Here is a 23,928-nt window from a genome sequence, read left to right as displayed (position 1 = left end):
GCCGCCAGGAGCGGCGACCGCATGTGAGGTGGATGAGGCCCGGCGACCGGGCCGCGTCACGTGATCGGGCTCAGACCTTGGACCGAAACTGCGAAGGAGGAAAAATCACACTTGACCATGTAATCCCCATGTGAAGCATATTTGAACCGCACATTCTGCAGGACCTTCGCCTTCACCTCGATATGAAGTTGCTCGGTAACGGCCTCGCCCATGCGATGCATCTGGTGACGGCAGCAAGGACAAGCCTTCTGATCGTCGGGAAGGTCATACTCGACGCGCTCGCGCGGCAGGTTTTCCGGCAAGGCCTTGCGGCCGCGCTTCTTTCCCGTCGCCCCTTCGCTGGCCGGCAAGCCCGTGTCCGGCAGGACAACGACGCCGCCATCTTCGTTGTCGGCGGCGTCCTCATCCGCGGCCTGTTCGGCTTCATGGAAGAGGCGGTCAATGTGCTTTTCACTGCGCGGCGCAAAACGATGCAGTCGTGCAAGCGCCAGCTCTTCCTCGAGTTTGACGACGCGTTCGGTGAGTTGACGGTTCTGCGCCTGCAGCGCAGCAATACGCGCCATCAACGCTTCAACAGTCGGTTCGCCGGGTCGATTCATCAGATTCTTGAATCGAAAGCATGCCGCCGCGTCAACCGCTCAATTCGAGAGCCCTCAACCCGCAACCTGATATTGCCGCACCGGATGGCGGACCATCGCATCGATGTCGATGCCATCGAGGATCCATATGTGGACGGCCCCTCCTTGCAAGAACTCTTTTGATGATTTTGATCGGATCGCTTGCGTTCATATGTCCGGCCTGTTGGTGCGCTCCCACATGAACGCTGGCCAAGATGGGTTCCGCGACGTGGGTTCCAAACAGTGCATCGACCACGTTGGGCCATTGGATCCTACGGAGTGCCCCGCGTCTCGGATCGATCGATCACACCATCTGCTCGTTTCCTGCAAGTTCACGCATCAGTTCAGCACGGTAGCGTCTGTATCCTGCTCACCGTTACCGACTGATTTCGTTATGCCGCGCAGGCCAGAGCCGGTCGCGCAGCATTGCCCTTATAGGCTTCGCCGGTCACCATCATTTTCCAGGCGGTCCTGGCGATCTTGTTGGCCAGTGCGACAGCCGCGAGTTTTGGCGGCTTGCGCTTGAGCAACTCGATGAGCCAGAGCGAAGCGTTCCTGCCTCTTCCCGCTCTCACCTGTCGAAGCAACGAGGTTGCACCCACGACCAATGTTTTGCGCAATGCCTCATCGCCGGCCCTCGTAATGATACCGAGCCTGACTTTGCCAGCAGTCGAATGATCCTTGGGCGTCAGGCCCATCCACGCGGCAAACTGCCTTCCGGATGTGAACTGTTCCGGTGCGGGCGCTTTCATCACCAGCAAGACCGCGCCGATCGGTCCGACAGCAGGGATCTTTGCAAGACGGCGACAACATTCATTGTTGGGATACCAGGCCATCAGCTTTGCCTCCACGTCTTTCAGGCGCTCACCCAACTGCGCAAATTCCTCAGCGAGGGACGCAAACAGCTCACGTGCCGCAGCTGGAATGCTTTCATCAATCATGATGCGTTCCAGAAGGAGCGGAATATGAGACATGCCTTTGGCCGCGGTCAGTCCGAACTCAGCTGCATAGCCACGAATCGTATTGGCAAGCTGCGTCTGTGCGACGACAGCGCGCTCGCGCATGCCCACTAACATCAGCGCGGCTTGCTGATCCGCACTCTTCACCGGAACGAACCGCATCGTCGGGCGGCTCATCGCCTCGCATAGCGCTTCGGCATCGGCCGCATCATTCTTGCCGCGCTTGACGTAGGGCTTCGCCAGTTGTGGCGCGATCAGTTTTACCTCATGTCCGAGCTCCCTCAGCAACCGCGCCCAGTGATGCGAAGCACCGCAGGCTTCGATCGCAATCACGGTCGGTGGGCATTTCGCAAAGAAATCCACCATCTCCTTGCGGCGCATCTTCTTGTGCAGGATCGGTTGCTCTGCGGCGTTGACGCCATGCAATTGAAAGACGTGCTTTGACGTATCCATGCCAATACGGATAATCTGATCCACGGGCGGCTCCTTCGTTTGAGACCGTTAACGACTCACTCTGGCACATTTCGATGCCCCGTTCGGGGCCGTCCACCCCAACAGTGCAATTGCTCGGTCGTAAGCGTGACCACCGCTGCCTCCCGGCGCGGCCACCGGAACTTGTCCTCGGTCAGCCGCTTCATTACCAGCACAAAGCCCGACCGATCGAAGAACAGGAGCTTCATCCGGTCGCGACGGCGATTGCAGAACGCAAAAACCGCCGGAGCAAACGGATCGAGCGCCATCGTCTCTTGGACCAGAACCGCAAGGCTGTTGATGCCGGCCCGGAAGTCGATCGGCTCGCGGTGCAGGTAGACTTTCAGGTCAGCGCCCAGTCTGAACATGACCCAGTGCTCCGATGGTCGCCGTCAATGCATCCACATCACCGCATTCCAGCGTCAACTTCACGCCGTTCGGCAGCGACGCGCTCACCTTGCGTCCTCGTTCAGTATCGAACGGCTGATCAGCCCGAACACGGTGCTCCCGAGTATTCCCGATGGAATGAGCCAGTCCTCGGCCGACGCCGCAAGCCACGCCCGGCCACAGGGGTCAGACAGAACCACCAGCTTTGGCGGCTGCGCAGAAAACGAATGGAAGCTCCGTTCCAGCTCGGTGGAGATGGCGCAGGAAAAAGGCGTGTCCTTTTCGATGCCGACCTAGTTGTCGACAGCACCGGCTTGAAGGTCTTCGGCGAGGGCGAGTGGCTGGAAAACAAGCACAAACCAAGGCCAAACGCAAAGATGGCGCAAACTGCACTGGTCTCAATCTTGTCAGTGGTGAGATTGTTTGTTCCGATCTGACCGTGGATGATGTCGGCGATCCGACAGCGTTACCAGGACTTCTGGACGGATCGGTGGCCCCGTCGAGAAGTTCATTGCCGACGGCGCCTATGATGGAACGCCCACCCGAGATCTTCTGGCGACACGCCTTGGTGAGATCGTGGAGGTCATTATCCCACCTCCCAAGACTGCCGTTGCCAGCCCTCAATCGGTGCTGGTTCCATCTGTCCGCGATCGCCATATTGCAGAAATCCAGACCAAAGGGCGGATGGAATGGCAGAAATCACCGGCTACAACAAGCGCAGTCGAGTAGAAACACAGACGGGTCGATGGAAGACCGTCATCGGGCCGAAACTCAAAGCGAGGAACTTCGACAATCAGAAGACTGAAGCAAAGATTGGCGTCCGTGTTCTTAACCGGATGACAGAACTTGGCCGGCCCAAGTTCGAGCGCGTTGCATGAAAAATGCAGTGGATAGGGTTGCCTCGTCCAAAGTCTGATCCATGCAACAGTGCTCCGTGACCCAGCCAAAAGTCCCGTTGTTTCAGGCTGCTGGCGAAGATGGCGTGGGCCACCTTATCGATCTCCTCGCGCAGCTGGCATCTGCGGCTTCTTTGACGCCGGATGTTCCATCGGCATTTCCTGAAACCGCGATGAGAATATTCTCCCCCGCCCATTCTATGCTGCGATGGGTATCGATGAGATTGTCGAGCGAGACCTTGAACTGGGTGCAGCCATGCCGAAGCGCATCCTCGTCGTTGGTCTTGGTCGGATCAGAGCGGCGGCCGCGGCGGATAAGATCGAGGGCGTGCAGGCGAATTTGTCGCTGAACGCTCCAAAAACGAGTTGGGCGAGGAACCGGTTGAGCTCAGTGATGTGGTTCGGATCGTCGGGACATGCCAGGAGGTGGATATTGACGAAGTTACCTTTCACCGTTCCGGTGTTCAGCCGCAGCTCGATGTTCGGGAAAAGGAGGTCGCAGTCTGGCAGGCGGCCGCTCTGCTTATGCGCTCGAACGCGCTCGTAGGACCGGGTGACGCAATAGTCGGTCACGCCGATGGCGCGCAGTTTCGGCACAGCCGATTCCAGAACTGTCAGGTACTGTTCCCACCCGCCGGCCGGAAACCTGTCCTCGAGGACGGTACCCGGCGCATGAGTGTGCGGCTCCCACCTGTGCCATTCCGATCCTCGCGACACGTCCACCATTTGCCCCCCGTTCAGCCCAGTTGCTCTGTACTCTCGCTGCGAAGTCGCCGGAAGATTGAGTGTGGACGCCCGTGCTTCCGCCTTGCGCTTGTCGTAATGCATCCCTATCTTGGGGATGAATTATAAATATGGAGGTGCACATGTCCACTGCGGACGCACTGACACTGACTGAAGCTGGTTATGTGCTGAATCGCTCTCCGACGTCACTCAACAAGGCCGTCGACAAGGGCGTCATCCGCGCTCGACAGCGGCGCGTCGGCCGTGGCGTTCAGCGTCTGCTCGGCCGGGCGGAGATACGGTTTCTGCTCGTCGTCGATCGCCTTCAAAAGGATCTGACGCCTTCGGGTCGAAGGCGGCTCTATGAGGCGATCCGGCAGCTTTCGGTCGATGCGCATCGCATTACTCTTGGCGAGATCGAGCTTGATCTCGGCCGCGTCGATCAGGACCTGAAGAAGCGGCTTAATCGTCTTCAAGCGCTTCACCGGTCGGTGGAGTCGGGCGGCGAGCGATCGGATCCCCTCATCAAGGGCACCAGCATTCCGGTCCATATGGTTGCAGCGCTCGCGCGCGCGCAATCCATCGACGAGATCATCGAAGATTTTCCGTCGCTGGGCCGCGAACAGGTAGAGGCGGCAATTGAGTATGCGAAGGCTTATCCGAAGCGCGGCCGTCCCTATCCTGCGCGAAGCCTGAAGCGGGCCCTCGCAGATCTGGCCGGCCTCGGCGCGTTCGATGAGGACGTCGAGTCGGCCGAGGGCACGCCGCGCAGGATTCCGTGACCAGATATCTGCTCGACGAAAACGTGCTCCGCGAGTTCACCTCGCGCGGCAATACCAATGCGCGCAAGTGGCTCGCGACCGTCGACGACGCGGACCTCCGGTTGAGTGTCGCGACACTCTTCGAAAAGCGCCGCGGCGCCGAGATGTTGAAGCGGCGGGACCCCGAAAGGGCAGCGACGCTGCTCAGTGCGATTGCCGCTCTCGAAAAAGCCTACGCCGATCGGATTGTCCCCGTCGACGCTGCCGTCGTCGAAGAATGGACGCGCATGCTCGGCGGCAAGAACAAGGACCGCTGGGACTTGGCGCTGGCTGCCACCGCGCGAGTGCACGGGCTCATACTTGTCACCCGCAATATCAAGGATTTTGCGGGACGCGGCGTGCACTTGCTCAATCCCTTCGAAGATCCACCACTCCGATTCGATCCGTAGGCTATACGCGCACTTCCATTCACACGCCCCACGATCCCGCAGCGAACGAGCTTCTGGCGCGGGAATTGAACACACACGCGGCAATTAACCGGATTGTGCTGAGATTGGGCCTCGAGGCGGAGCTTCCGACCGACAAGTCGCTCACGATCGAGCGGAAATGTGACGTCCTTGGGCGGATCGTGCTCGCACTCCTCGCCAGCGACGAGATCGAGTTTCTTTCCGTTAAGCGGAACGAATGGACGCCCGGCGGTAAGATGCTCCACACGGAGGCTCCCATCCCGGCTTATCCGACGAGGATCACTGTACCTTCCGACTGCACATCGTGCTGGTCACGGCTCGGATGTTTCTCCGCCGCCTGCAACAAGGCCGCCTCAGTTGAGCACCGGCGTCGATCTCCGCCTTTTCGAGGTAAGGAACGACCGCCTGATCGGTCTTCTTGAACGGGATCGAACGGATCTGGCCCGACCATTCGATGTGAACGGGGCTAGACTTACTTTGAACCCTAGCAGATTCGTTCGGGGGATGCCTTACGTTTGGGACATCGAACATCTCGCTTGAGCGGCATGATGGGCGTCGAGGTTCACGACAAGCATCGACGACGCCCCCCAGAGCCCGCGGCGTGTTGGGGTCGTGATGCGCCTTGCTCGCCGCTCCAGATCGGCGGACGGAGCAGGGTCGGCGCGACTACGCCCTGCTGCTGTTCCTCAACACTGGTGCGAGAGCGTCAGAGGCGTTCGGCGTCAAGATGGCGGACCTGGACCTGAGCGCCCCAGCGTCAAAATCCATGGCAAGGGCGGCAAGCAGCGATACTGCCCATTGTGGACCGCCACAGTCGTCGAGTTACGGGCACTCGTCGCTGACGGGTCCCTTCTCGATCCGTCTTCCTCAATCGCTGCGGCCAACCCATCACTCGCTTCGGGATCCATACCGCCGTCGAGCGTTATGGCCTCAAGGTAGTCGCCAAAATGCCGTCCTTGGCCATAAAGCGCATAAGCCTCACTCCGTCCCCCACACCACGGCGACCCATCTCCTGCGCGCCGGCGGTGTAGGCGCTGCATGGACTTTTCTGGCCTTTGGCAGAACTACAAGTGTAAAGCGAAATCGGTAGAGCTTCTCGTCGTCGGATGTTAGGCTTAGAAACTCCCAGAGTGGAAAGGCTATTCAATGCCCACAGGATTTACAGATCTGCCGCCTGGCGTCATGGACGAAGTGGCAAGAGGCTTAACCACTGACGACCCGGCTGCGACCGCAAATAACCTTACGTCCTTTAAACTCATTAGCCGCTTAGTACGAGATGCGGTTCAGGGAGGTCCCGTTGGGGCATTTCATGAGCGGCTCAATCGGCTAGGCAGTTCAGCCCGAGCACTGTATAGCGCCGCAGACCCAAGAGGCGCCTGGCCGGAACCTGATCACCCCCGCTTTTTGCTTTGGACTGCAAGTCGTCGCCTCGACGCGGTTGGACCGATACTTAAATTCCAATCTGCATGGCAGAAATCTGCCACGGTCGATCACATCTTGGACCTGTCACGTACAGCTTTAGAGTCTGATCCGATCCATTCGATCGCGCGCTACATGGATGACTTGGACCACGTAGATAGACGGCGCCTTATTGATCAAACGATTGAATTGTTCAAACGGAACGAACCAGCCTGGTATCCAAACTCTTTCGAGCACCAGGTCGCAGCCATGACCCTTATATCGATGCATCATCACCTGGATGCCGCCCATAAGGTGCGAATTTATGATGCAATGATAGATCGCCCAGAATTGGCTAACCTTTTAGCAGGATATGCTGAGCATATACGGCCCTTCCGGAGTGACGCCACATTGAGGAGTACAGAGGCGCCCCAAAGCTCAGATCTGGACGGAGGCATTGGCGCGATTGAGCGATCATCCCGTGAACTGCTCGCAAACAGGACAGTCGACGAGCCTGAGCGGCTGAAGGCGATATGCGGAACCGGGAAGTCCATTAATCAAGCCTACAATCACGCGCGCGCAGAATTAATGGGTAGAAGCAGAGAACGCGGAAACCTCGGTCGGTGAACTCATCCAAGAGTTGGTTGTTTGTGCCGTCTCTGTTTGGAATTGATGAGGTCAAGCTTCTCCTGCATCATTTCCGGATCATGTCGCCCGCGGGTCCCGTCGAGTGCCGCATGATGTCATAAGGAGAGCGAGGCGCTTCAATTACTGACCTTGCGAGAGTCTGTCCCCGGGTCTAGCCCCGCATTATCATTCTCCATAATCCGTCTTCCATGGGTTGGGGCGCGGCCCAATAGTTCACGTTTGCTTTAAGCCTGCATAGACTCAGGGCGAGCCCGCCACATATGTCGCTTTGCACTTAACCAGGGTCTTCCTCACTTTGTGTGGTTCATCTGGTGTTAGTGGCGCTGTCGCTATGGACGGGCATGCGAACGAAAACGAAATGGTCGCCCGGCCCAGGGGTCAGGGTTCTGGGTGTCGCGCTCACTGTTGATGACGGGTGGGTTGTTTCCGCTGCCGGATCGGCATTTGCCCCGATTGTGGTCGGCGAAGCCGAAGTCGGCATGGCAGGTCCAACCGTCACCTCCAAGATCTAGCAGTCCAGGGTAACTGATGCGACGCCCCCACCTTGCGCCCTTCTCAATTGCTGGATGATGGATTCCAAGCGCTCAACGGCGCGATGAAGCGGGCCGGGGCTTGTCATGCCAGACGGTGTGATAGTGCCGACGCAGGCCGGCGACACACATGGGGATGGCGGTGTGCGACAGCGCAAGGACAGGGATTTCCGGCGCGCGCCTCGGCAGGCCGGGTAGCGGCTGACCTTGCGGGGACGGACCTGGCCACGGCAGACCGGGCAATGGCAGGCCCATGCCGTTCTTGCAGTGGCTCATAATGGGCCGCAGTAGGCGGCTGAGGCTGTTGCCGGGATCAAGTGCGTCGCGCCAACCCGCCGGGTTGAGATTGACCGCCGCCATGAAGCCCTCGCACCAGTCCGTGACGTCGCCATTGGCCTTGCGGCGATAGCGCGGCGAGAAGCGTCCCTCCCGCAGATCGGTGCCAAGGACGTTGAAGCGGTCGGCCGCAGCCTTAATGGCCGCAAACTCGGGCGTGCCGCCGGTCTCGAAGGCGCTGTGCGGTACCGCCAGCAAGGCGGTGATCCAGCGGAACGGATCGGCGCCCGTGGGACCGGCGGCGATGGCGGTGACGAAGCCATCGAACATGGACGCGTTTGTGGCCAGCGGCTTCTTCGCGCGGCGGGCCTGCAGCCAGGCGTCGAGTTCCGCCTCCTCCATGGCCCGCTCGGGTGGCGGTGTCTTGCCGGCTCGTCTCATGCGGCGGTGGCCTGCTTCTGCGCGGCGCGGGCCGCTTTCCAGTTCCATGGCAGGAACTGGTCGAGGTCGTTCGCCTTCACCGCACCGCTGACCATGCGTTCCAGCACATCGTCGAGCCAGGTGAACGGGTCGACTTCGTTCAGCCGACAGGTGTTGAGCAGCGACGCCAGGACCGCCCAGCTCTCCGCCCCGCCGTCATCGCCGGCGAAGAGACTGTTGCGCCGACCAAGAGCAATCTCGGGGTCATTCTGCCCATGTTGGGCAGGAGGTCGAGGTCCATTACCGTTGGCACCCGTATTTCGGACGTCGGCTTCGCTGCGAGAACAGCGAAGAGCGCGCCAACGGCCGGATCATTCATCTCGTCGTCCGCCCGGGCATGTCATTACCGCTCCGGCCTGGATGATCGATCGCGTGGCTTGCGCGGCGATGGACCTGGGCCCCCCGCGCGTATCGCTTGCCGCGCTGCTTGAGCTGCACAAGCTCTTGATCGAACGCCGTTTCCGGCGAGGCTCTCCGGATGATTTCACCATCGCGGAGGCGCAACATGAGAAACCCTGCCACCCCCGAGACGATCTCTCGTGGTCGTTCGCCAACTCAGCTTGCCGCTCGACTCGGAGAAGCTGAACGGGCTGAGTTCAGCGCAACGGACCATGGTGATCGCCCGGCTCGCCAACGTACTGATGGCCGCCGCCGGCGTGGCAACGGAGGAGGAGAGCTGCGATGACGAGCGGTAATCTGATTCCGACTGCCGTCCTCAAGCGCAAGGCCGTCGTCTATGTGCGTCAATCCACTCAGGCGCAGGTCCAGCTCAACCTTGAGAGCCAGCGTCGGCAGTATGAGCTTGTCGACGTCGCGCGGCGTTGGGGATTCCGCAAAGTAGAGGTGATCGACGAGGATCTGGGACGAACCGCAAGCGGGGCTGTGGAGCGTCCCGGTTTCGAGCGCCTGGTCGACGATCTGTGCACCGGCCATGTGGGCGCCGTGCTTTGCCTGGAGGCGTCCCGCCTGTCGCGCAACGGGCCGGATTGGCATCGGCTGCTCGAGTTGTGCGGCGAATTCGATGCACGGGTGATCGGTCTGGACGGAGTCTACGATCCGGGGCTGCCGAACGATCGCCTGCTGCTCGGCATGAAGGGCAGCATCAGCGAGTTCGAGCTCGGCGTGCTGCGTGCCCGCATGTACGAGGCCGCCCGCGCCAAGGCGCAGCGCGGCGAACTGCGCATCTCCGTGCCCTTCGGCTATGTCTGGCACCGCGATTACGGTCTCGGGTTCGATCCCGACATGCGCCTGCAGGAGACTATTCGCCTGATCTTCGCGCGTTCCGCGAACTCGGCAGTGCGCGGCAAGTGTTGATCTCGATGATCGACGACGGCGTGCATTTTCCCAGACCCTCGGACGGCAAGAAGATGGTGTCCTTCGACTGGGTGCCTATCCGTTATCGCAACGTGATCTCGATCCTGAAGAACCCTTTCTACGCCGGCGCCTATGTCTATGGTAAGAGCGAGAAGCGCACTGAGATCGTCGATGGCCGCGTTCGCAAGAGCTATGGCCATTATAAGCCGGCCAGCGAGTGGGCGGTGGTGCTCAACGACCATCACGAAGGCTATATCGGATGGAGCGAGTACGAACGGAACCAGGAACTGCTCGCGGCCAACGCTTATGGCAAAGCCGGCGGCGTCAAGTCGGGCCGCGGCGGTCGCGCGCTGCTCCCGGGTCTCATCTCCTGTGGTCGATGCGGGCGAAGACTGGTTGTCATGTATGCCGGACGCGGCCAAGGTTATCCGGTATATCGCTGCGAGCGCGGCAACCTCATGATGGCCCAGGCGCGATGCATGTCGTTCAACGGCTTTCGCACCGACGCGGCGGTGACCCGCGAAGCGCTGGAGGCGGTTGCGCCGATGGCGATCGAAGCGGCGTTGGAGGCTGAACGCATGCAGCTGGAGAGCGAAGCCAAGCGGCGGCAGATGATCGAGATGGACCTGCAGCAGGCGCGCTATGAGGCATCGCTCGCCGAGCGCCGCTATGCCGCTTGCGACCCGGAGAACCGGCTTATTGCGGCCCAGCTCGAGAGGAGTTGGGAAGCCACGCTCAGGCGCGTGGAGACCTGCGAGGCCCGGCTGAGCGGAGTCCAGCGTGTGGACCCTGTCGACGCGGTTCCGGACTTCACGGGCCTCGCCCAGGATCTCGAGGCGGCTTGGAATGCGCCGGGTGTCGACATGCGCTGTCGTCAGCAACTGCTGGGCGCACTCATCAAGGACATCGTGGCGGACGTCGATGACGATGCGCGCGACGTGATCTTGACCATCCACTGGCATGGAGGCCAGCACTCGCAGGTACGGGTTCGCAAGCCCAAATCCGGAGAGCATGGCCAGCGTACGCCTGAAGAAGCCCTGGCGATCATGCGATCCATGGCAACGCGGTGGTCGGATGCCGAAATCGCGGCCACGCTTAACCGCATGGGCATGCAGACCGAAGACCTGGACTGCTCGGCGCGTCCAATCGCTGCGCACGGTGCACAAGATCAGCGGCTATTCGCTCGTCCGACAAGAATGGCGAGTGGCTCACTATGTCGAATGCGGCCGCGAAGCTCGGCGTGTCGCACGTCAAAATCCGCCGGTTCATCAGGGATGGCCTCTTACCCGCCGAGCAGGTCATGCGCGGCGCGCCCTACCAGATCCGCGCCAGCGACCTTGAAGATGAACGGATCAAAGCCGATTTGGCGCGTAAAACTCCGTGTCGCATCAACCACGACAATCAGGAATCGCTGTTTTCCGCCATTTGAAGAGGGGGTGCATAATGAATCAGTCTTCGCTATGGTGCGCATGGATCTTTCGACCGTGTTGGTGTCCGTCTCCAGACGCCCATCCGCAAGGAACAGCGTCAGGCCCGCCCAGTGGCCCAGCACATAGCGGATCGCCTCGGCGGTCTTGGATTTCGTCGACAGGCCGGACAGCTCCTCTTGCAGGACGGTCTTCAGGGCGGCCATCACAGGCGCGCTGCGGGCCTGGCGAACAGCCCGGCGTTCGGCGGCGCTCGTGCCGCGGATCTCCGCCTCGATGGCGTAGATCCTGCTGAAGCGTTCGATGATATCGGCGGTGAAGGCCGATCCGGTCTTCTTGTGCAGGTCGATGAACTTGCGCCGCGCATGGGCCAGGCAGAAGGCGAGCGTGATCGGACCTGGCTTGCGCCCCTTCGAGGTCAGGCCGTTGTAGCCGGCATAGCCGTCGACCTGCACTAGGCCCTGGAAGGCGGCCAGCTGCCCGCGGATCTCCTTGTGCGCGCGTCCTTCGGCATAGACATAGACGACCGCCGGCGGCGCCGGCCCGTTCCAGGGACGGTCGTCGGTCGCATGGGCCCAGAACTGGCCGATGTGGACGGTCTTCTTGTCCTCCCGGCGCACCGGCATGCGGGTCTCGTCGCAGAAGATCCGGGGAAAGCCGTGCATCACAGTTGGCGGGCTTGCGCGGGCGCTGCCCACCGGCCTGGGACGGGTCGTCGTCATTGGCGGCGGGCGGCGGTGCGGCATCGGCAAGGTCATCGAGCGCCAGGTCCATCTGGCTGCCGAGGAGAACGCATTGTTGGCCTGCTTGGCCACAGCACTGGCGGCCGTCCTGGCGAGCGCTTGATGGAACGGCTCGGCATGCCGGTCAGCGACGACACCATCCTGCGGCAGTTGAAGCGGGATGCCACGGTCGCTCACCGCGATACCGAGATCCGGGTGGTTGGCATCGATGACTGGAGTTGGCGGCGGGCGACAAGCTATGGGACCGTCGTGGTCGATCTCGAGCGCCGCTCGGTTGTTGATATTCTCGATAATCGGAGTGTCGATAGTGCAGCCAGGTGGCTGCGGAGTCATCCTTCCGTCGAGGTCGTCAGCCGGGACCGCTGTGGCCTCTATGCGCAGGCTGTTCGCGAGGGTGCACCGCAGGCACGACAGGTCGCCGATCGGTTTCACCTGGTCCCAGAATCTTCGCTCGGCGATCGAAGAACAGATGAGCCTTTCCGGCCGTGTCACCGGCAGGGCGATCCTATCGGAGGACGCAATCGTTGACGCTGCGACACACCGCCGTCGCGCCCGCCTCGCGCATAGGCAATCTCGCCCAGCAGCGCGGCTACACCGGCAGCTTCGCAAATCTGGAGCGTCTGCTGGGAGCTTGGCGGCGGTCAGAAAAGGAGCACGCCGATGATGTGCTTACGGCACTTTCAAAAGCCGCGGGCCGGTATGGTGATCTGCGGAAGGGGTCCAAATCTGATGGGGTTGTCTAATCGCGGTTGTCTAATCGCGGTGGGGACGTCAAGTATCTTCGCGCTTGGAGATGCGTTGGCCGGGTACACGTTGTCTTCGCGGTCAACATCGGTCGCCGCATGATGGAGCTTCGCGGGGACGAGCCTTCAATGTGGACGACGCACTTTGCTGAGTCAGCGGTGCAACCCCATCAGCGGAATGGCTCGGCTCACGTCCCGGCAGGGACGCCTCAGGCGTTCAGATTCTGAACGCTATCCGGATTTACTTTGTGGCTCCTGCATTCGGATTAAAGAGCTCGCCGGTTTTAAGCATCGTATGCATTATCACCGCCAGTTTGCGCGCCACAGCCACGGCGGCTCGTTTGAAGCCGATCCTCTCCCGGAGCTGGAGACCCCATGTCCGCAGGGCGCTCTCGGTTGAGCTACGCGTCAGAATAACCGACGCCTTCGTAGAGAAGCCCTCGCAAATGGCGGTCGCCGCGTCGGGATATATGGCCGTCATAATCGACTTCTCCGGATTGGTAGCGGCGCGTCGTTAGGCCTATCCAGGCGCCAACAGATCGGGACGTCTTGAAGTTGCCCGGATCTTCAATGGCAGTGGCGAATGAGGTTGCGGTGATGGCGCCGATGCCAGGGATCGACATGAGCATGCGGCATGCCTGGCTCTGACGTGCATCTGCGACGAGCTGGCGCCCAAGGTCGGCGGCACGGATGCGAATGCCGCGCCAGGCCTCCAACATCGGCAGCACGATGAGAGCAAGTTCCTCGTGATCGCTAAGAAGGCGCCGAACGTTCTTCTCGAACGTGGTTCCCTTACCTGCAGGAACGAGCAGCCCGAACGTTTTCATGATTCCACGAATCTGGTTGGAAAGTTCGGTGGTGATCCGGACCAGCCGGGTGCGTGCCGCCACAAGCGTGCGGGTCAGCATGCTGTCAAATCCTTTCACCCGCACCTCACGGAAGAATCCCACCTCTGCAAGATGCCCCAAACCGTCGGCGTCGTTCGCGTCGGTCTTATTCGCCGCCATATCGAGCGCAGCTTTGGCATAGCGAGCATCGATGCAGATCGCTGGCACCCTTTCCGCGCGTAGCGCGTGATAGAACCAGACGGAAAGGGGTCCAGTCTCGAACACCACGCGTTTGGCGGCTGGCGCCCGCTTGCGGATAAGCTCGGCAATGATCTTTGGATCAGAGGCGCACTTCCCGCGCCAGACGCGCTTGCCTTCACGTCGGATCGACACCGCTGTCTCTTTCATCGACACGTCGAGACCGATATATTCTTCCATGGCTGTTCTCCATCAGATGCTTGGGCCCGGCGTCAGGTCGTGAGCCCGTATCTCCATCTTATCGGGGAACAGCCACCTTCCAAGGATATGATTGGTTTCAGCGCGACTCGCTCCCGCGATTACCCCATGTGGCCGCACCAGTTACTGCCGATCGTGCCGCCGCGTTCGTGTTCGGCGTGCTTCAGGAACGCGGCAACCTCGTTGGCGGTCAGATCAGCCAGCGTGACCGCCGCCACCGTCGGCAGGCGGCGGCGGCAGGATATATCCTGATGTAAATGTCATGCCAGGCTCGCGCTTCGGAAGTTGCCATTTTCTGTCTCGCACGACATATGACGTCGCTTTCAGTCTACGTCAGAGAGGTCATTTTCTGCCGGCCGCAGAGAGTTATTGACCGCGGATACAATAGTGCTTTCAAAAAAATATGTACTAGTATTTTACGATATCTAGGGTGATAAAATTTGTTCGTTTATACAGTATAGCATATCGCCATTTGCGTTTATAATCATACCGACGTGGATAAGAAGTTATCTGTTCGTCCGTAGAAGTACCAAAGAAAATATAAAAGTATATAGACGCAAGTGTGCCCGGACGTTATTGGAATCACTGAACAGCACAACAACATAACGCCCATGGTGGCGAAAGCATAACTAACAAAACCAGAACAACAACAATGGCAACGCTTATAAGGCAATGGAAACTAGAACAACTGGTCAACAAATGCGCAACATTACAAGATCCATAGAAAATAGACGTGAAACGTGTCGGGCATTATTGAATTGAGTGAACAGTACAACAACATGTACGCCATAGGCGCAAAAGCATAACGAAAAGAAGAAAAACAACAATGGAAAAAGCTAACAAACCATTGGAAATAAAACGCTCACTGAACAAAACCCAAATACGCGCCAGGCCGGTCTGTGGCGGCTTTGATCACGGCCTTGGTAACACGGGCCCCCATGCGACCACCGGAAAATCAAGGGCGTTGCTGAGGGTCTGGTGGTTTGTGGTGTTAGCAGCGCACCAATCCTGCGGGACAGCTAGGAACCAGTTCCACGGGCCTATCGGACCGTTGACCGGAATCTTCGCCGCACAATGCCATCGAATTCCATTGAGGCCAAGAAAATTTTCGTTATGAACACAGATAACAGCATCCGCGTCGGACATGTAGAGGTACGAGAGCTTAAAATTATTGACATCAGCAATATCGTTTGCGGCTGCGTACGCCAACCTTTGGGCCCGAGGTGCGCCTCCAGCTGGCACTATCATGAACCATGAATGCGGCTGGAACGTTCCACACAGGCATCGTGAGAGGGAGGGGGAGAACGCTTGTGGTGTTCGGCGAGAGTAAAGATGGAGGCAGAGGAGGTTTGATTGTCCGTGGTGAAATGTGAGGACGAGATGAGGCTCATATAGAGAGGGGTGCTCTTCCTTATTGGACCGCAATTTTTACAACTCCGAGTGGCACATTTGTTGCCCTTTCGGCGCAATAAAAGATATCTTTTGGATGTGTCCCTGAGGTCGCGTAGAGTCGCTGCTTCCGTGCAGGCTTTGCTCTCGCTGCAGTTCAAAGGGCACAACTTTAGCGTTCTGCAAAGGGCGGCCGGATTGCTAAGTCAACAACCCGTCACATCAAACGTTGGCTTGGCTTGGCTTGGCTTGGCAGGATATATCGCTTTGTAGCCTTTCTTTGTTGTGCATTTATGCACTCGTTTGTTGGTGCATTGATGCACTCGTGACGTAAGCGGCGGGCTGATACCAAGGGTCATGGGGCCGGACCGACGTGCGCCCACTCTCGCCTACCGATTGATGGGATTGTCGAGACCGGTAATAAAATGACTCAACGCAAAAAGGGAAGAAGATAGTGTGCAAACGTGCCTAGGCTTTATTGAATTTCAAAGAACAGTACAACGACGTGACGTCGGCGCAAAAGAATGACTAACGAAAACAAGAACAATAGCAAACCCGTAACAAACGAAAGGAAAATAAAAAACTGACTGAACACAACATCACAAATACGCGCCAGGCCGATCTGTGGCGGACGCGGTCACATCAGTGTCGCGAGTATCGCGCGCCCCCATACTACCACCTCGATCTGGCCAGTCAGGTCTGCGGTGCTGTCAACGGCGATGAACCAGTCCCCTGATTCGCCCGACGCAGCATGCGGACACTCGCTCACTTCTTTAAAGTGTCCCTGCAACTGGCGATCCCTCACAGAATGTTCTGCATCAGACTCGTTCATATAGAAGTATTTGAGATGAATTTCAGTTACCCCCTTATATCTACCGTAGTTATTCTTGGCGGTTTGGAGTGCATTATACAGGGTAATAGGATCAGTATATACGAGTTTGGTATCGTTAGCATTCCACGTAGCCATCGGAGGAGAGGTGCTTTGTAATGGAAGAAAGAATGTTTTGTTCAGCGTAAATGAGGATGCGAGCAGAGGAGAGTTGATGTTCCGTGGTAAAATGTGAGGACGAAATGAGGCTTATATAGAGAATGGTGCTCTTCCTTATTGGACCGCAATTTTTTCCAATTTCCAAGCGACACATTTGTTGCCGTTTCGGCGAAACAAAAGGTATCTTTTGGATGTGTCCCTAGGGTCGCGTAGAGTCGCGCCTCCTGTGCAGCCGCTGGCTCTCGCCACAGTTCAAAGGGCACAACTTTAGCGTTTTGCAAAGGGCTGCCGGATTGCTAAGTCAACAACGCGTCACATCGAACTCTGGCTTGGCTTGGCTTGGCTTGGCTTGGCCGGATTGCTAAGTCAACAACGCGTCACATCGAACTCTGGCTTGGCTTGGCTTGGCTTGGCTTGGCAGGATATATGGTTTTGTAGTCTTTCTTTGTTTGTGCATTTGTACGGTCGTGACGTAAGCCGAAAGTTGAAGACTATAATTCAGTCCAGACGTCGGGCTCTGCATACATTGCATGGCGCACCGCTCCAAACATTCATAGTTGTGGCCAATCTTACTTCCTGTGGAAGTTGCAGCGCGTCTACCCCGTTGGGTCACCGTCGCGCTTTGCGGCGCGGCGATCTTACTCGGTGGTCGCGCGGCAGTACACCCTCGTCGCTTGGCACTTAACCGGGTTCTTCCTCACTTTGTGTGGCGCGGAGGGAGCATGCGTGCCCTCAGCAGTAACGCCGCCATGCAAATCTGGAACAAAATCGCGTGTCTCGCCGCAGCGTGACAGCCGTCCCGGCCAGCTATCGCTGCATCAATCCGCTGATAACTTTACAGTGCCCTTCGGAGATCCCATGCTTGGGAGCCAGGTCCAGCATGTCCGATCTATCCACATTACAAATGCAACCCGTTTCGACGTTGACGCTTCAAAATTTTGGATCTTCATTAAAGGACGCGCTCCAATCGGCGCATCCGATATTGAACGGAGGTCCATTTGCCGCTCGGAAAACTTACATCATCTCACTCGGGGCTCAGTCAAACTGGAAACAGCGTTCGCCTATCTCGTGAACTGAGTGCGCTTCTGGGCATTATGCAGACGACTATGCACCGATGGATGATCCGATTCTGTTTCTGGAATCTCGTGAACGTCGGCTATAGCATTGCTAAGAGCTGTTAAGTCCCGAGATGAAAAACAAACGAAAAAATTGCAGCTGAGTATCCAGGTTTATTGAAGGATCGCTTACATGGCCGATGATGATATGTCCGACGTCGAGAATCCGGAGGTTTCTGCTGACGAAGTCGATGGTTCCGCGAGACGATTGTCAGCGCTTCGACTCAACGCAAATTGACGCTCCGACGCCGCCACGTATCAAGAACAACTACATAGTGTCGTTGGAGTTGAAAGGTTCATTCACGTCACTTGCTCAAACTCTGCAGAGGGCTGACTAACAAAGGAAGATAAGGATAAAGCGCAGGATCTCCCAGCGAGCGTAACGGAAAGGCTTCTGTCGCGTCGGGGGGCGAGTCCGGCAGCACCAGCGAGCCGCAGCGGCCGCGAAGCAGTAGAGCTGGCCTCGACACGCGAACTGTGGCGAGCCTAGGTAGATGTTGATGTTGATCCTACCCTATCACAGGATTTCGAGTCACTTCTTCGGTCAAAGGAGCAGCCATGGCTACTGTGAAAGTCGATATCAATAACTTCCAGTCGGAAGTTCTGGAATCCGCGGCACCCGTCGTCGTCGATTTCTGGGCCGAATGGTGCGATCCCTGCAAGATGATTGCTCCGAGCCTCGAGGAAATCTCCGTCGAGATGGAAGGCAAGATCAAGGTCGCCAAGCTCAACATCGATGAAAACCTGGAACTCGCCGCCCGATTGGGCGTGCGCTCCATTCCGACGCTCGCGATCTTCAAGGGCGGCGAAGTGGCCGATTTCTCGGTCGGCGCCAAACCGAAGACAGCTCTTTTGAACTGGATTTCGAGCCTGATCGATATCGCTCAATCTGTACCCCAATGAAAAGACCGTAGATTCGCCCCGTAAAGCGGTAGGGCTCACAGTGATTTATGGGCGTTTTGTACAGGGCTCAGCCCTTTGAGCTTCAGCCTGATGTCGGAGCGATCGAGTGGCGAAGAAGCTTTTCCTTGCGGCGTTGTCGAGGCAGTTGCCGTTGCTGAATGCTGCGGCTTTCAAGCATGCCGTTGCAGGCTCGCGTGACCGCACTCAAACCAATGATGCCCTGTTGTTGACAGGCTTTAGGCGACGCGTTTTGCTGGATCGGAGAGGGAATATGGGCAGCACCGGAGAGCTGGTCGGACAAGCAGGGCGTCCTGATAGCGAAGGAGGCCCGCACCGCGTCTCCGACGCAATGTCGGACCAGCAGAAGACGCTCGAAGCGACGCTCGCCATCGCCGGCGCGGTGGTTGCCCGCGACGGCAATCTCGACGGATTTTCGGATCCAGAGTTGGCCGATTTGGTTAACAGCTTCAGCAGATGGCCGGACCAGCAGAAGACGCGTGAAGCGACGGTTGCCATCGCCGGCGCAGTGGTTGCCCGCGCCGGCAATCTCGACGGATTCTCGGATCAAGAATTGGCCAATCTGGTGAACGGTTTCGGCAAGTGGCCGGAAGAAGAAAAAGCACGCAAGGCGATCGTTGCCATCGCCGGCGAGCTCGGTTCCAAGGGCCGTCGCTTCAGTACTTTCAGCACGCCTGCGCTAGTCAGGATCGCCAACGGTCTGTCGCGGGGTATCGAGGGGGGAGAGATCGCCGGCGAGGTCGCCGAACCCGCCTTGCTGAAGGACCGGCTGCATCAGCTGGCGCACTACCTCCAATATGCCGAGGATCGGCTGCAGCAGGCCGATGTCCATGCTATCGCGAGTATATTCAAGGCGTTGGGCAAGGCGCAGTTGTTGGACGATCTCGGTGCGCTGGCACAGCCGGGGCTGGACAGGCTCGAGGTGTTACGTGCCGCTCCCGGGTTTGAGCTCGACAACAACCTCGAGACGATGGGCAATCTTTGCGCCTCCCTGCTGCCACTAGCTCGCAGCCCGAAGTCGGCGTTGCGCTGGCACCGCAGGTCGGCGCTGAACCTGCTCAACGCCATCCAGCCGGTGGTGGAACACAAGATCGATGCCCATCTCAAACCAGGCCAGGCCGAGCGCACCAGCGGCGCCAATGCAAGCCGCTGCCCGGCGCTTTCGATCTATCAGGTGCTCAAGACCCGGGCGGTGCTGGAGACGCTCTACCGGCGGTCCTATGTCGAGGGCGACGAGCTCGCCTTGCGGGCCAGGCAGGAAGAGCTGCACGGCAAAACCAGGCAAATCCTGGACAGTGCCCGTGCCCTCATCTACGCCGACCTTTCCTCCATGAGCTGGAGCGTGATCGCCGAGATCGAGGCGAAGGAGCCGCTGGAAGCGCTTGACACCTTCATGTCGCAGAACGCATCGATGATCCAGGCCCAGCATGCAGCCGCCAGCTTCGATGTCCATCGGGTCCTTCAGGCCATGGACCACGAGCCGAGACCGCCGCAAGGCGATGCCGGACTGATGCGGCTGCCGGTGGTCGACATGCAAGGCCGGCCGCTGGCCAGCGAAGCCGAGTTGCGCTATTCCATTTTCCACCGCTTGACCTCGGGCGCGGTGAAGGTGGTGGCGGTGCAGCTAAAGGGAACTCCGACTGGCGCCATGCTGACACGCACGTTCACCGTGGAGGGCGTGCCCTACCGCATGGACCTGTTCGGCGGCAGCAAACTGAAGCCGCCGCAAAAGAGCCTGAACCAGCTTGCCTCTCACCTGCCCTTCGCGGTCGCAGAGGCTCCAAGCGGCAAGCTTTTGGCGATCCCCTATGCCGAGACGGCTCCGGGTACGGCCTTTGAGCAGCTGTCGCGGGCCTGGGCGCCGTTCAAGGAAGCCTATTACTATACCCAGCGCCGCGGATTTGCCGCGCCGCCGGGCATCCCCGACGTTGGCCCGCATGATTATGCGCTGGAAGGGGGCTTCAAGCTGTCCCTTCTGCCCGACCGCCCCGCAGGCGCAGTGCATCCCTTCCGGTTCGAGGGGCGAGACGGCGAGATCGCCTTGCGGCCGCATGACGGCTGCGGCTTCATCAGGGCCTCACTGGCCGAGCGCATGCCGGCCATTGCCCGGGCTCGCCACGACGCTCCCGAGCGGATGCCTGCCTATGCCGATAAAAGGCTATCGGCGGTACCGCCCTCGGCGCTGCAACATTATCCGCGTAGCGTCGAGGTGGCACAGGAGACCCGCGAGAAGGCTCTGGCTTGGCTCGAAACCCATCCAAGCCTCACCGCCGAGGAGCTGTTCCGGACGGTCACGGGCGGGCATATCGAGGGTTCGAGCGCTATCGCCGTGCCGTCCAGCGACGAATGCCTGCATGTGCCGACGGGCAAGAGCAAGACCTTGACCCATGACGCTGGCGTGCTTGTCGGACGCTCCCCCTATGACAAGCCCAACCTGCGCCCGTTCGCCGCCGACCGGGTCAGGTCGGCGCGCGATGGCGATCGGACCGCGGCGTTCCTTGATCGGTGCGTGGCCTTCCAATACAGCTTCAACGTCGCGCACAGGTCGGGGGCTGGGCTTGCCGCCGACGATCCGACCTTCTTTGCCAAAGGCATCTTGATCGTTGTGCCCGACGAAATGTGGCCGGCGGACTTCGCCGAGCGCGGGGTGGTGATGTCTGCCGAGGACGTAAAGTGCCATTCGCGCTGGCTGGAGGAAAAGGACCGGGTCAAGGCCGACACCGCGCTCGAGTGCGTCGGCATCCTGCAGGCGACGGAGGTGTTCGCGCCCGGCTCTTTGGTTGCGGTTCCGAGCGCCGAACAAAAAATGCTCGACGGCGATTTTGACGGCGACTCCGTCGTCATCATCGGCGACCAGCCTCGCCTTTACGAGCATGTGCGCCAGTTCGACGCGCAGCTGCAGGCGCGCGGCATCGCCTCGATGAAGCCGCCGAAGTCGCACACGCCGGCCATTGAGAAAGGCGGCTACCAGTTCAGCCGGTCCAAGCAGATCCTGTCGGCCACCGGCCTGGTGCTGGAGACCTACAGCTGCCTGCAGCGCAACGTGCTGGCGCAGCCGCTGGAGGCGCAACGCTGGTTTGCCGAGCGTGCCATCTTCGGCACCTACGAGGGCATTCATCAAGAGCTCAAGGCCGACATCCGCGCACTGTTGCAGGAAGATCGGCCGGATGGCCAGACCCTCCATGAGCTCATCGCCAGGGCGAGGGAAGACAGCAAGGCTGCCAGGCATCCGGTGGCCTGCGAACTGGCCGCGTTGCTAGTGGCCGAGCTCCAGGACTGGAACCTGCAGCTCAAAAGCGAGCCGGATCATGAGCAGTCGGACGTCAAGCAGCAGTTAGCGCGATACGTGGGCTCAACCGGCGCGAAGCCTGCCGTCAGCGCCGACGCCGGCGCGCTCTTCCCGAAACTCAGCGAATCCTATCCGGCAACCGCTGACGCCAGGAAGCGCATCGACTTCCTGCTCAACCACTACAAGCCGCGCATTGATCCGCGGCCCGACGGCTACAACCCCGACGATCTGCATGAAAGCGCCATCAATCTGTTGAGCGTCGGCATCAAGGTCGGCACGGACGCCTACAAGTCCGATACCGGTGCGCGGGTGTTCATGCAAAAAACCGCCGAATTGGAGCGGCTCTTGGAGCAGAGGCCGGGCTTCAAGTCGGCGCCCTATGTCAAGGCGCAGGCGGCAAAGCTCCACCAGGGCCGGTTCGACGTCGATGGCAGCCTGGCGGATCTGAAGGACAACCCCACGCTAGCGGCCTCGGTCATGGAGGCCTCGATCAGACTCGCCGTCGAAAAGCGCATCCTGCCCAGCGCCTTAGCAATCTCGGCCGACCACGACCCCGCCAGCAGGATAACGCTGAGCAGCGAACAGGCCCTGGAGCGCGCCAGGCTCGAAGCCGCCCCCGCCGAAGCGCAAGAAAGCGCGATTACCGAAACTGTGCATGCGGTTGCCGAGCTTTTGCGGCAGGACGGCATCGAGGTGAAGGTGCCGCATCTTGACCAACGGTCGCGCGGGCAGGTCTGGATAGCCGACGAGTTGACCGGCCAGAGCGTGAGCGCGGCGCCGGAGGCCCAACTGGTCACCGATGCCGTGCGCCATGTCTTCGAAATCCCGGACGAGGCTTTTACGCGCGCCTTCAGGAAGGCGGCACTGGCCTTCGAGGAGCGGGACTGCAGCGAGGTCGAGACCACCAACTGGTTCATCATGGACAAGCCGCGGTTACGCGGCGTTCACACGGCGTTCAGAACCGCGCAGAACTATCGCTTCGAGGTCGAGTTCCATACGCCGGCCAGTTACCGGGCCGAGCTCGCGCAGCGCGCGCAGAGCGAATGCGAGCTGGTCCCCATTCCCCGTGGCGCCTTTGAGATATTACACTGGGGCTCGTCAGGAGAAAGCAGGTCGAGGGCGGCAGGGACCTTCAGGTCGCCCACCGTCGCAAGACAACAGATTGCGGTCGCTCGCTCGCCGCAAGCCGGCGAGATCCTCGCGGCCCTCGGTACGCGGCCGGTCGTGCTCGTCGGCATGCCGGCGAGCGGCAAGTCGACCATCGGCGCCCAGCTTGCCAAGGAGTTGGGGGTGGAGTTTGTCGACATCGATAAGCGTATCGTCGCCGAGCACGGCAATCTGATGGAGATGTTCGCCGACCCTGGCCGCGGCGAGGCGCACTTCAGGGACCTGGAGACCAAAGAGCTCGCGAAGCAGCTGGAGAGAGGGCCCATAGTCATCGCAACCGGCGGCGGCTGCTTTGGCAAGGAGTCCAATCAAGCCCTGATCCTTAATAAGGCGAGGTCGATCTGGCTCGACACCGAGCTGAAAGAACTCCGCAGGCGCCTCAAGATGGACACCAGCCGGCCGCTGCTGCAAGTAGCCGACATCGAGCAGAAGGTTGACCAGCTGTACGAAGAGCGCAGTCCGTTCTACCAAAAGGCCGATATCAGGTTGCCCCTCGTCCCGCCCTTTCAAAAAGACAAGAAGGACGCCCGCATTTGCGTGAAGGAACTCTACGCTTTCCTGTGCAGCGACAGAGAAGCCCCTCTGCCCGCTGCCGATATATCACATGTCTCCGGTGCTTCCGGCACCGCCATCAGCATGTCCCCAACAGCGCAGCGCATGCACGATGATCATCACAACGGCTACGATTGCGGGGCCGGCGTCGTGGAAACCATCCAGGCACCCGCGGCACCATTGAGTGAAGGGGAACGACCGCCGACCCTCGACACCCTCACCGCCGACCCGCAGCCTTTGCTGGCCGGCAATAACGCACGAGCGGATTTAGCATCTTGCACGAGAAGCAGAGAACGCTCAAGTCGAGGAGGATAAGCCCCTCACCAAACCTGCGAAAGAACCCTTGATTGTTGCCGCCTAAAGCTGCGGCCAGTCTCCCTCGTG

15 protein-coding genes and 7 pseudogenes are annotated in these 23,928 nt (G+C 59.6%); 11 read left to right on the top strand and 11 right to left on the bottom strand.

Annotated elements, in window-relative coordinates:
* Window positions 1-134: 134 nt before the first annotated feature.
* The 5 genes and pseudogenes from NKG99_RS28960 to NKG99_RS28940 all read right to left on the bottom strand — a co-directional run.
* Window positions 135-599, bottom strand: a pseudogene (locus tag NKG99_RS28960) (transposase domain-containing protein); the annotation flags it as partial.
* 410 nt (window positions 600-1,009) lie between these two features.
* Window positions 1,010-2,053, bottom strand: coding sequence for an IS110 family RNA-guided transposase (locus tag NKG99_RS28955; RefSeq protein WP_352872544.1), 1,044 nt, complete (start codon window positions 2,051-2,053; stop codon window positions 1,010-1,012).
* A 32-nt stretch (window positions 2,054-2,085) separates the two neighbouring features.
* A complete protein-coding gene (gene tnpB / locus NKG99_RS28950) occupies window positions 2,086-2,415 on the bottom strand; it encodes an IS66 family insertion sequence element accessory protein TnpB (protein WP_352872543.1) in 330 nt (109 codons plus the stop codon).
* Window positions 2,396-2,506: pseudogene (locus tag NKG99_RS28945) on the bottom strand (IS66-like element accessory protein TnpA); the annotation flags it as partial. The gene tnpB and the pseudogene NKG99_RS28945, both read right to left, overlap by 20 nt.
* Window positions 2,500-2,634: a cysteine protease StiP domain-containing protein gene (locus NKG99_RS28940; protein WP_352872542.1), complete on the bottom strand. Its 135-nt coding sequence runs from the start codon at window positions 2,632-2,634 to the stop codon at window positions 2,500-2,502. The gene NKG99_RS28940 and the pseudogene NKG99_RS28945, both read right to left, overlap by 7 nt.
* Window positions 2,635-2,661: 27 nt before the next feature.
* Between NKG99_RS28940 and NKG99_RS28935 the strand changes: the two genes are divergently transcribed.
* Both NKG99_RS28935 and NKG99_RS28930 read left to right on the top strand, forming a co-directional pair.
* The gene (locus NKG99_RS28935) at window positions 2,662-2,871 is read left to right on the top strand and encodes a hypothetical protein (RefSeq protein ID WP_352872541.1); all 210 of its coding nucleotides are present in this window, start codon (window positions 2,662-2,664) and stop codon (window positions 2,869-2,871) included.
* A gap of 252 nt (window positions 2,872-3,123) precedes the next feature.
* Window positions 3,124-3,312 (top strand): hypothetical protein, encoded by a 189-nt coding sequence (locus tag NKG99_RS28930; protein ID WP_352872540.1) that lies wholly within the window; start codon window positions 3,124-3,126, stop codon window positions 3,310-3,312.
* 216 nt (window positions 3,313-3,528) lie between these two features.
* On the opposite strand, the gene NKG99_RS28925 is transcribed toward NKG99_RS28930, so the two are convergent.
* Window positions 3,529-4,158 (bottom strand): hypothetical protein, encoded by a 630-nt coding sequence (locus tag NKG99_RS28925; protein WP_352872539.1) that lies wholly within the window; start codon window positions 4,156-4,158, stop codon window positions 3,529-3,531.
* Between the two features lie 26 nt (window positions 4,159-4,184).
* Here NKG99_RS28925 and NKG99_RS28920 point away from each other — a divergent pair, with 26 nt between their 5' ends.
* The 3 genes and pseudogenes from NKG99_RS28920 to NKG99_RS36035 form a co-directional block, all read left to right on the top strand.
* On the top strand, window positions 4,185-4,835 hold the full coding sequence (locus NKG99_RS28920; protein WP_352872537.1) for a DUF433 domain-containing protein: 651 nt from the start codon (window positions 4,185-4,187) through the stop codon (window positions 4,833-4,835).
* Window positions 4,832-5,263 carry a type II toxin-antitoxin system VapC family toxin gene (locus NKG99_RS28915; RefSeq protein ID WP_352872536.1) on the top strand — a complete coding sequence of 144 codons (432 nt, stop codon included), beginning with the start codon at window positions 4,832-4,834 and terminating at the stop codon, window positions 5,261-5,263. The genes NKG99_RS28920 and NKG99_RS28915 overlap by 4 nt, the downstream gene beginning before the upstream one ends.
* A 2,405-nt stretch (window positions 5,264-7,668) precedes the next feature.
* Window positions 7,669-7,850: pseudogene (locus NKG99_RS36035) on the top strand (ISL3 family transposase); the annotation flags it as partial.
* A gap of 61 nt (window positions 7,851-7,911) precedes the next feature.
* Here the strand turns inward: NKG99_RS36035 and NKG99_RS28910 are convergent.
* Together NKG99_RS28910 and NKG99_RS28905 are read right to left on the bottom strand one after the other, a co-directional pair.
* Window positions 7,912-8,574, bottom strand: coding sequence for a YecA/YgfB family protein (locus NKG99_RS28910; protein WP_352872534.1), 663 nt, complete (start codon window positions 8,572-8,574; stop codon window positions 7,912-7,914).
* Window positions 8,571-8,810: pseudogene (locus NKG99_RS28905) on the bottom strand (transposase domain-containing protein); the annotation flags it as partial. The gene NKG99_RS28910 and the pseudogene NKG99_RS28905, both read right to left, overlap by 4 nt.
* A 342-nt stretch (window positions 8,811-9,152) precedes the next feature.
* On the opposite strand from NKG99_RS28905, the gene NKG99_RS28900 reads away from it, so the two are divergent.
* Together NKG99_RS28900 and NKG99_RS28895 are read left to right on the top strand one after the other, a co-directional pair.
* Window positions 9,153-9,308: a hypothetical protein gene (locus NKG99_RS28900; protein ID WP_352872533.1), complete on the top strand. Its 156-nt coding sequence runs from the start codon at window positions 9,153-9,155 to the stop codon at window positions 9,306-9,308.
* A pseudogene (locus tag NKG99_RS28895) lies at window positions 9,295-11,302 on the top strand (recombinase family protein); the annotation flags it as partial. The gene NKG99_RS28900 and the pseudogene NKG99_RS28895, both read left to right, overlap by 14 nt.
* Here the strand turns inward: NKG99_RS28895 and NKG99_RS28890 are convergent.
* Window positions 11,210-11,980 carry an IS66 family transposase gene (locus tag NKG99_RS28890; RefSeq protein WP_352872547.1) on the bottom strand — a complete coding sequence of 257 codons (771 nt, stop codon included), beginning with the start codon at window positions 11,978-11,980 and terminating at the stop codon, window positions 11,210-11,212. The pseudogene NKG99_RS28895 and the gene NKG99_RS28890 sit on opposite strands and share 93 nt — an antisense overlap.
* A 168-nt stretch (window positions 11,981-12,148) precedes the next feature.
* On the opposite strand from NKG99_RS28890, the pseudogene NKG99_RS28885 reads away from it, so the two are divergent.
* A pseudogene (locus NKG99_RS28885) lies at window positions 12,149-12,786 on the top strand (ISL3 family transposase); the annotation flags it as partial.
* A 295-nt stretch (window positions 12,787-13,081) separates the two neighbouring features.
* On the opposite strand, the pseudogene NKG99_RS28880 reads toward NKG99_RS28885, so the two are convergent.
* Window positions 13,082-14,105, bottom strand: a pseudogene (locus NKG99_RS28880) (IS110 family RNA-guided transposase).
* A gap of 128 nt (window positions 14,106-14,233) precedes the next feature.
* Between NKG99_RS28880 and NKG99_RS28875 the strand changes: the two are divergent.
* A complete protein-coding gene (locus NKG99_RS28875) occupies window positions 14,234-14,380 on the top strand; it encodes a hypothetical protein (protein ID WP_352872532.1) in 147 nt (48 codons plus the stop codon).
* 3,793 nt (window positions 14,381-18,173) lie between these two features.
* Window positions 18,174-18,518 carry a thioredoxin gene (gene trxA, locus NKG99_RS28870; protein ID WP_352872531.1) on the top strand — a complete coding sequence of 115 codons (345 nt, stop codon included), beginning with the start codon at window positions 18,174-18,176 and terminating at the stop codon, window positions 18,516-18,518.
* A gap of 82 nt (window positions 18,519-18,600) precedes the next feature.
* Here the strand turns inward: trxA and NKG99_RS36030 are convergent, their stop codons facing one another.
* Window positions 18,601-18,819 (bottom strand): hypothetical protein, encoded by a 219-nt coding sequence (locus NKG99_RS36030; RefSeq protein WP_352907701.1) that lies wholly within the window; start codon window positions 18,817-18,819, stop codon window positions 18,601-18,603.
* Between NKG99_RS36030 and NKG99_RS28855 the strand changes: the two genes are divergently transcribed.
* Window positions 18,790-23,859: a shikimate kinase gene (locus NKG99_RS28855; protein ID WP_352907702.1), complete on the top strand. Its 5,070-nt coding sequence runs from the start codon at window positions 18,790-18,792 to the stop codon at window positions 23,857-23,859. The genes NKG99_RS36030 and NKG99_RS28855 overlap by 30 nt on opposite strands.
* Window positions 23,860-23,928: the final 69 nt, after the last annotated feature.

The organism is Mesorhizobium sp. M1409 (genome assembly GCF_040317535.1).
Classification (GTDB): Bacteria; Pseudomonadota; Alphaproteobacteria; order Rhizobiales; family Rhizobiaceae; genus Mesorhizobium.
The sequence above is the reverse complement of the archived record's forward strand: the minus strand, read 5'-3'. Positions and strand labels throughout refer to the sequence as shown.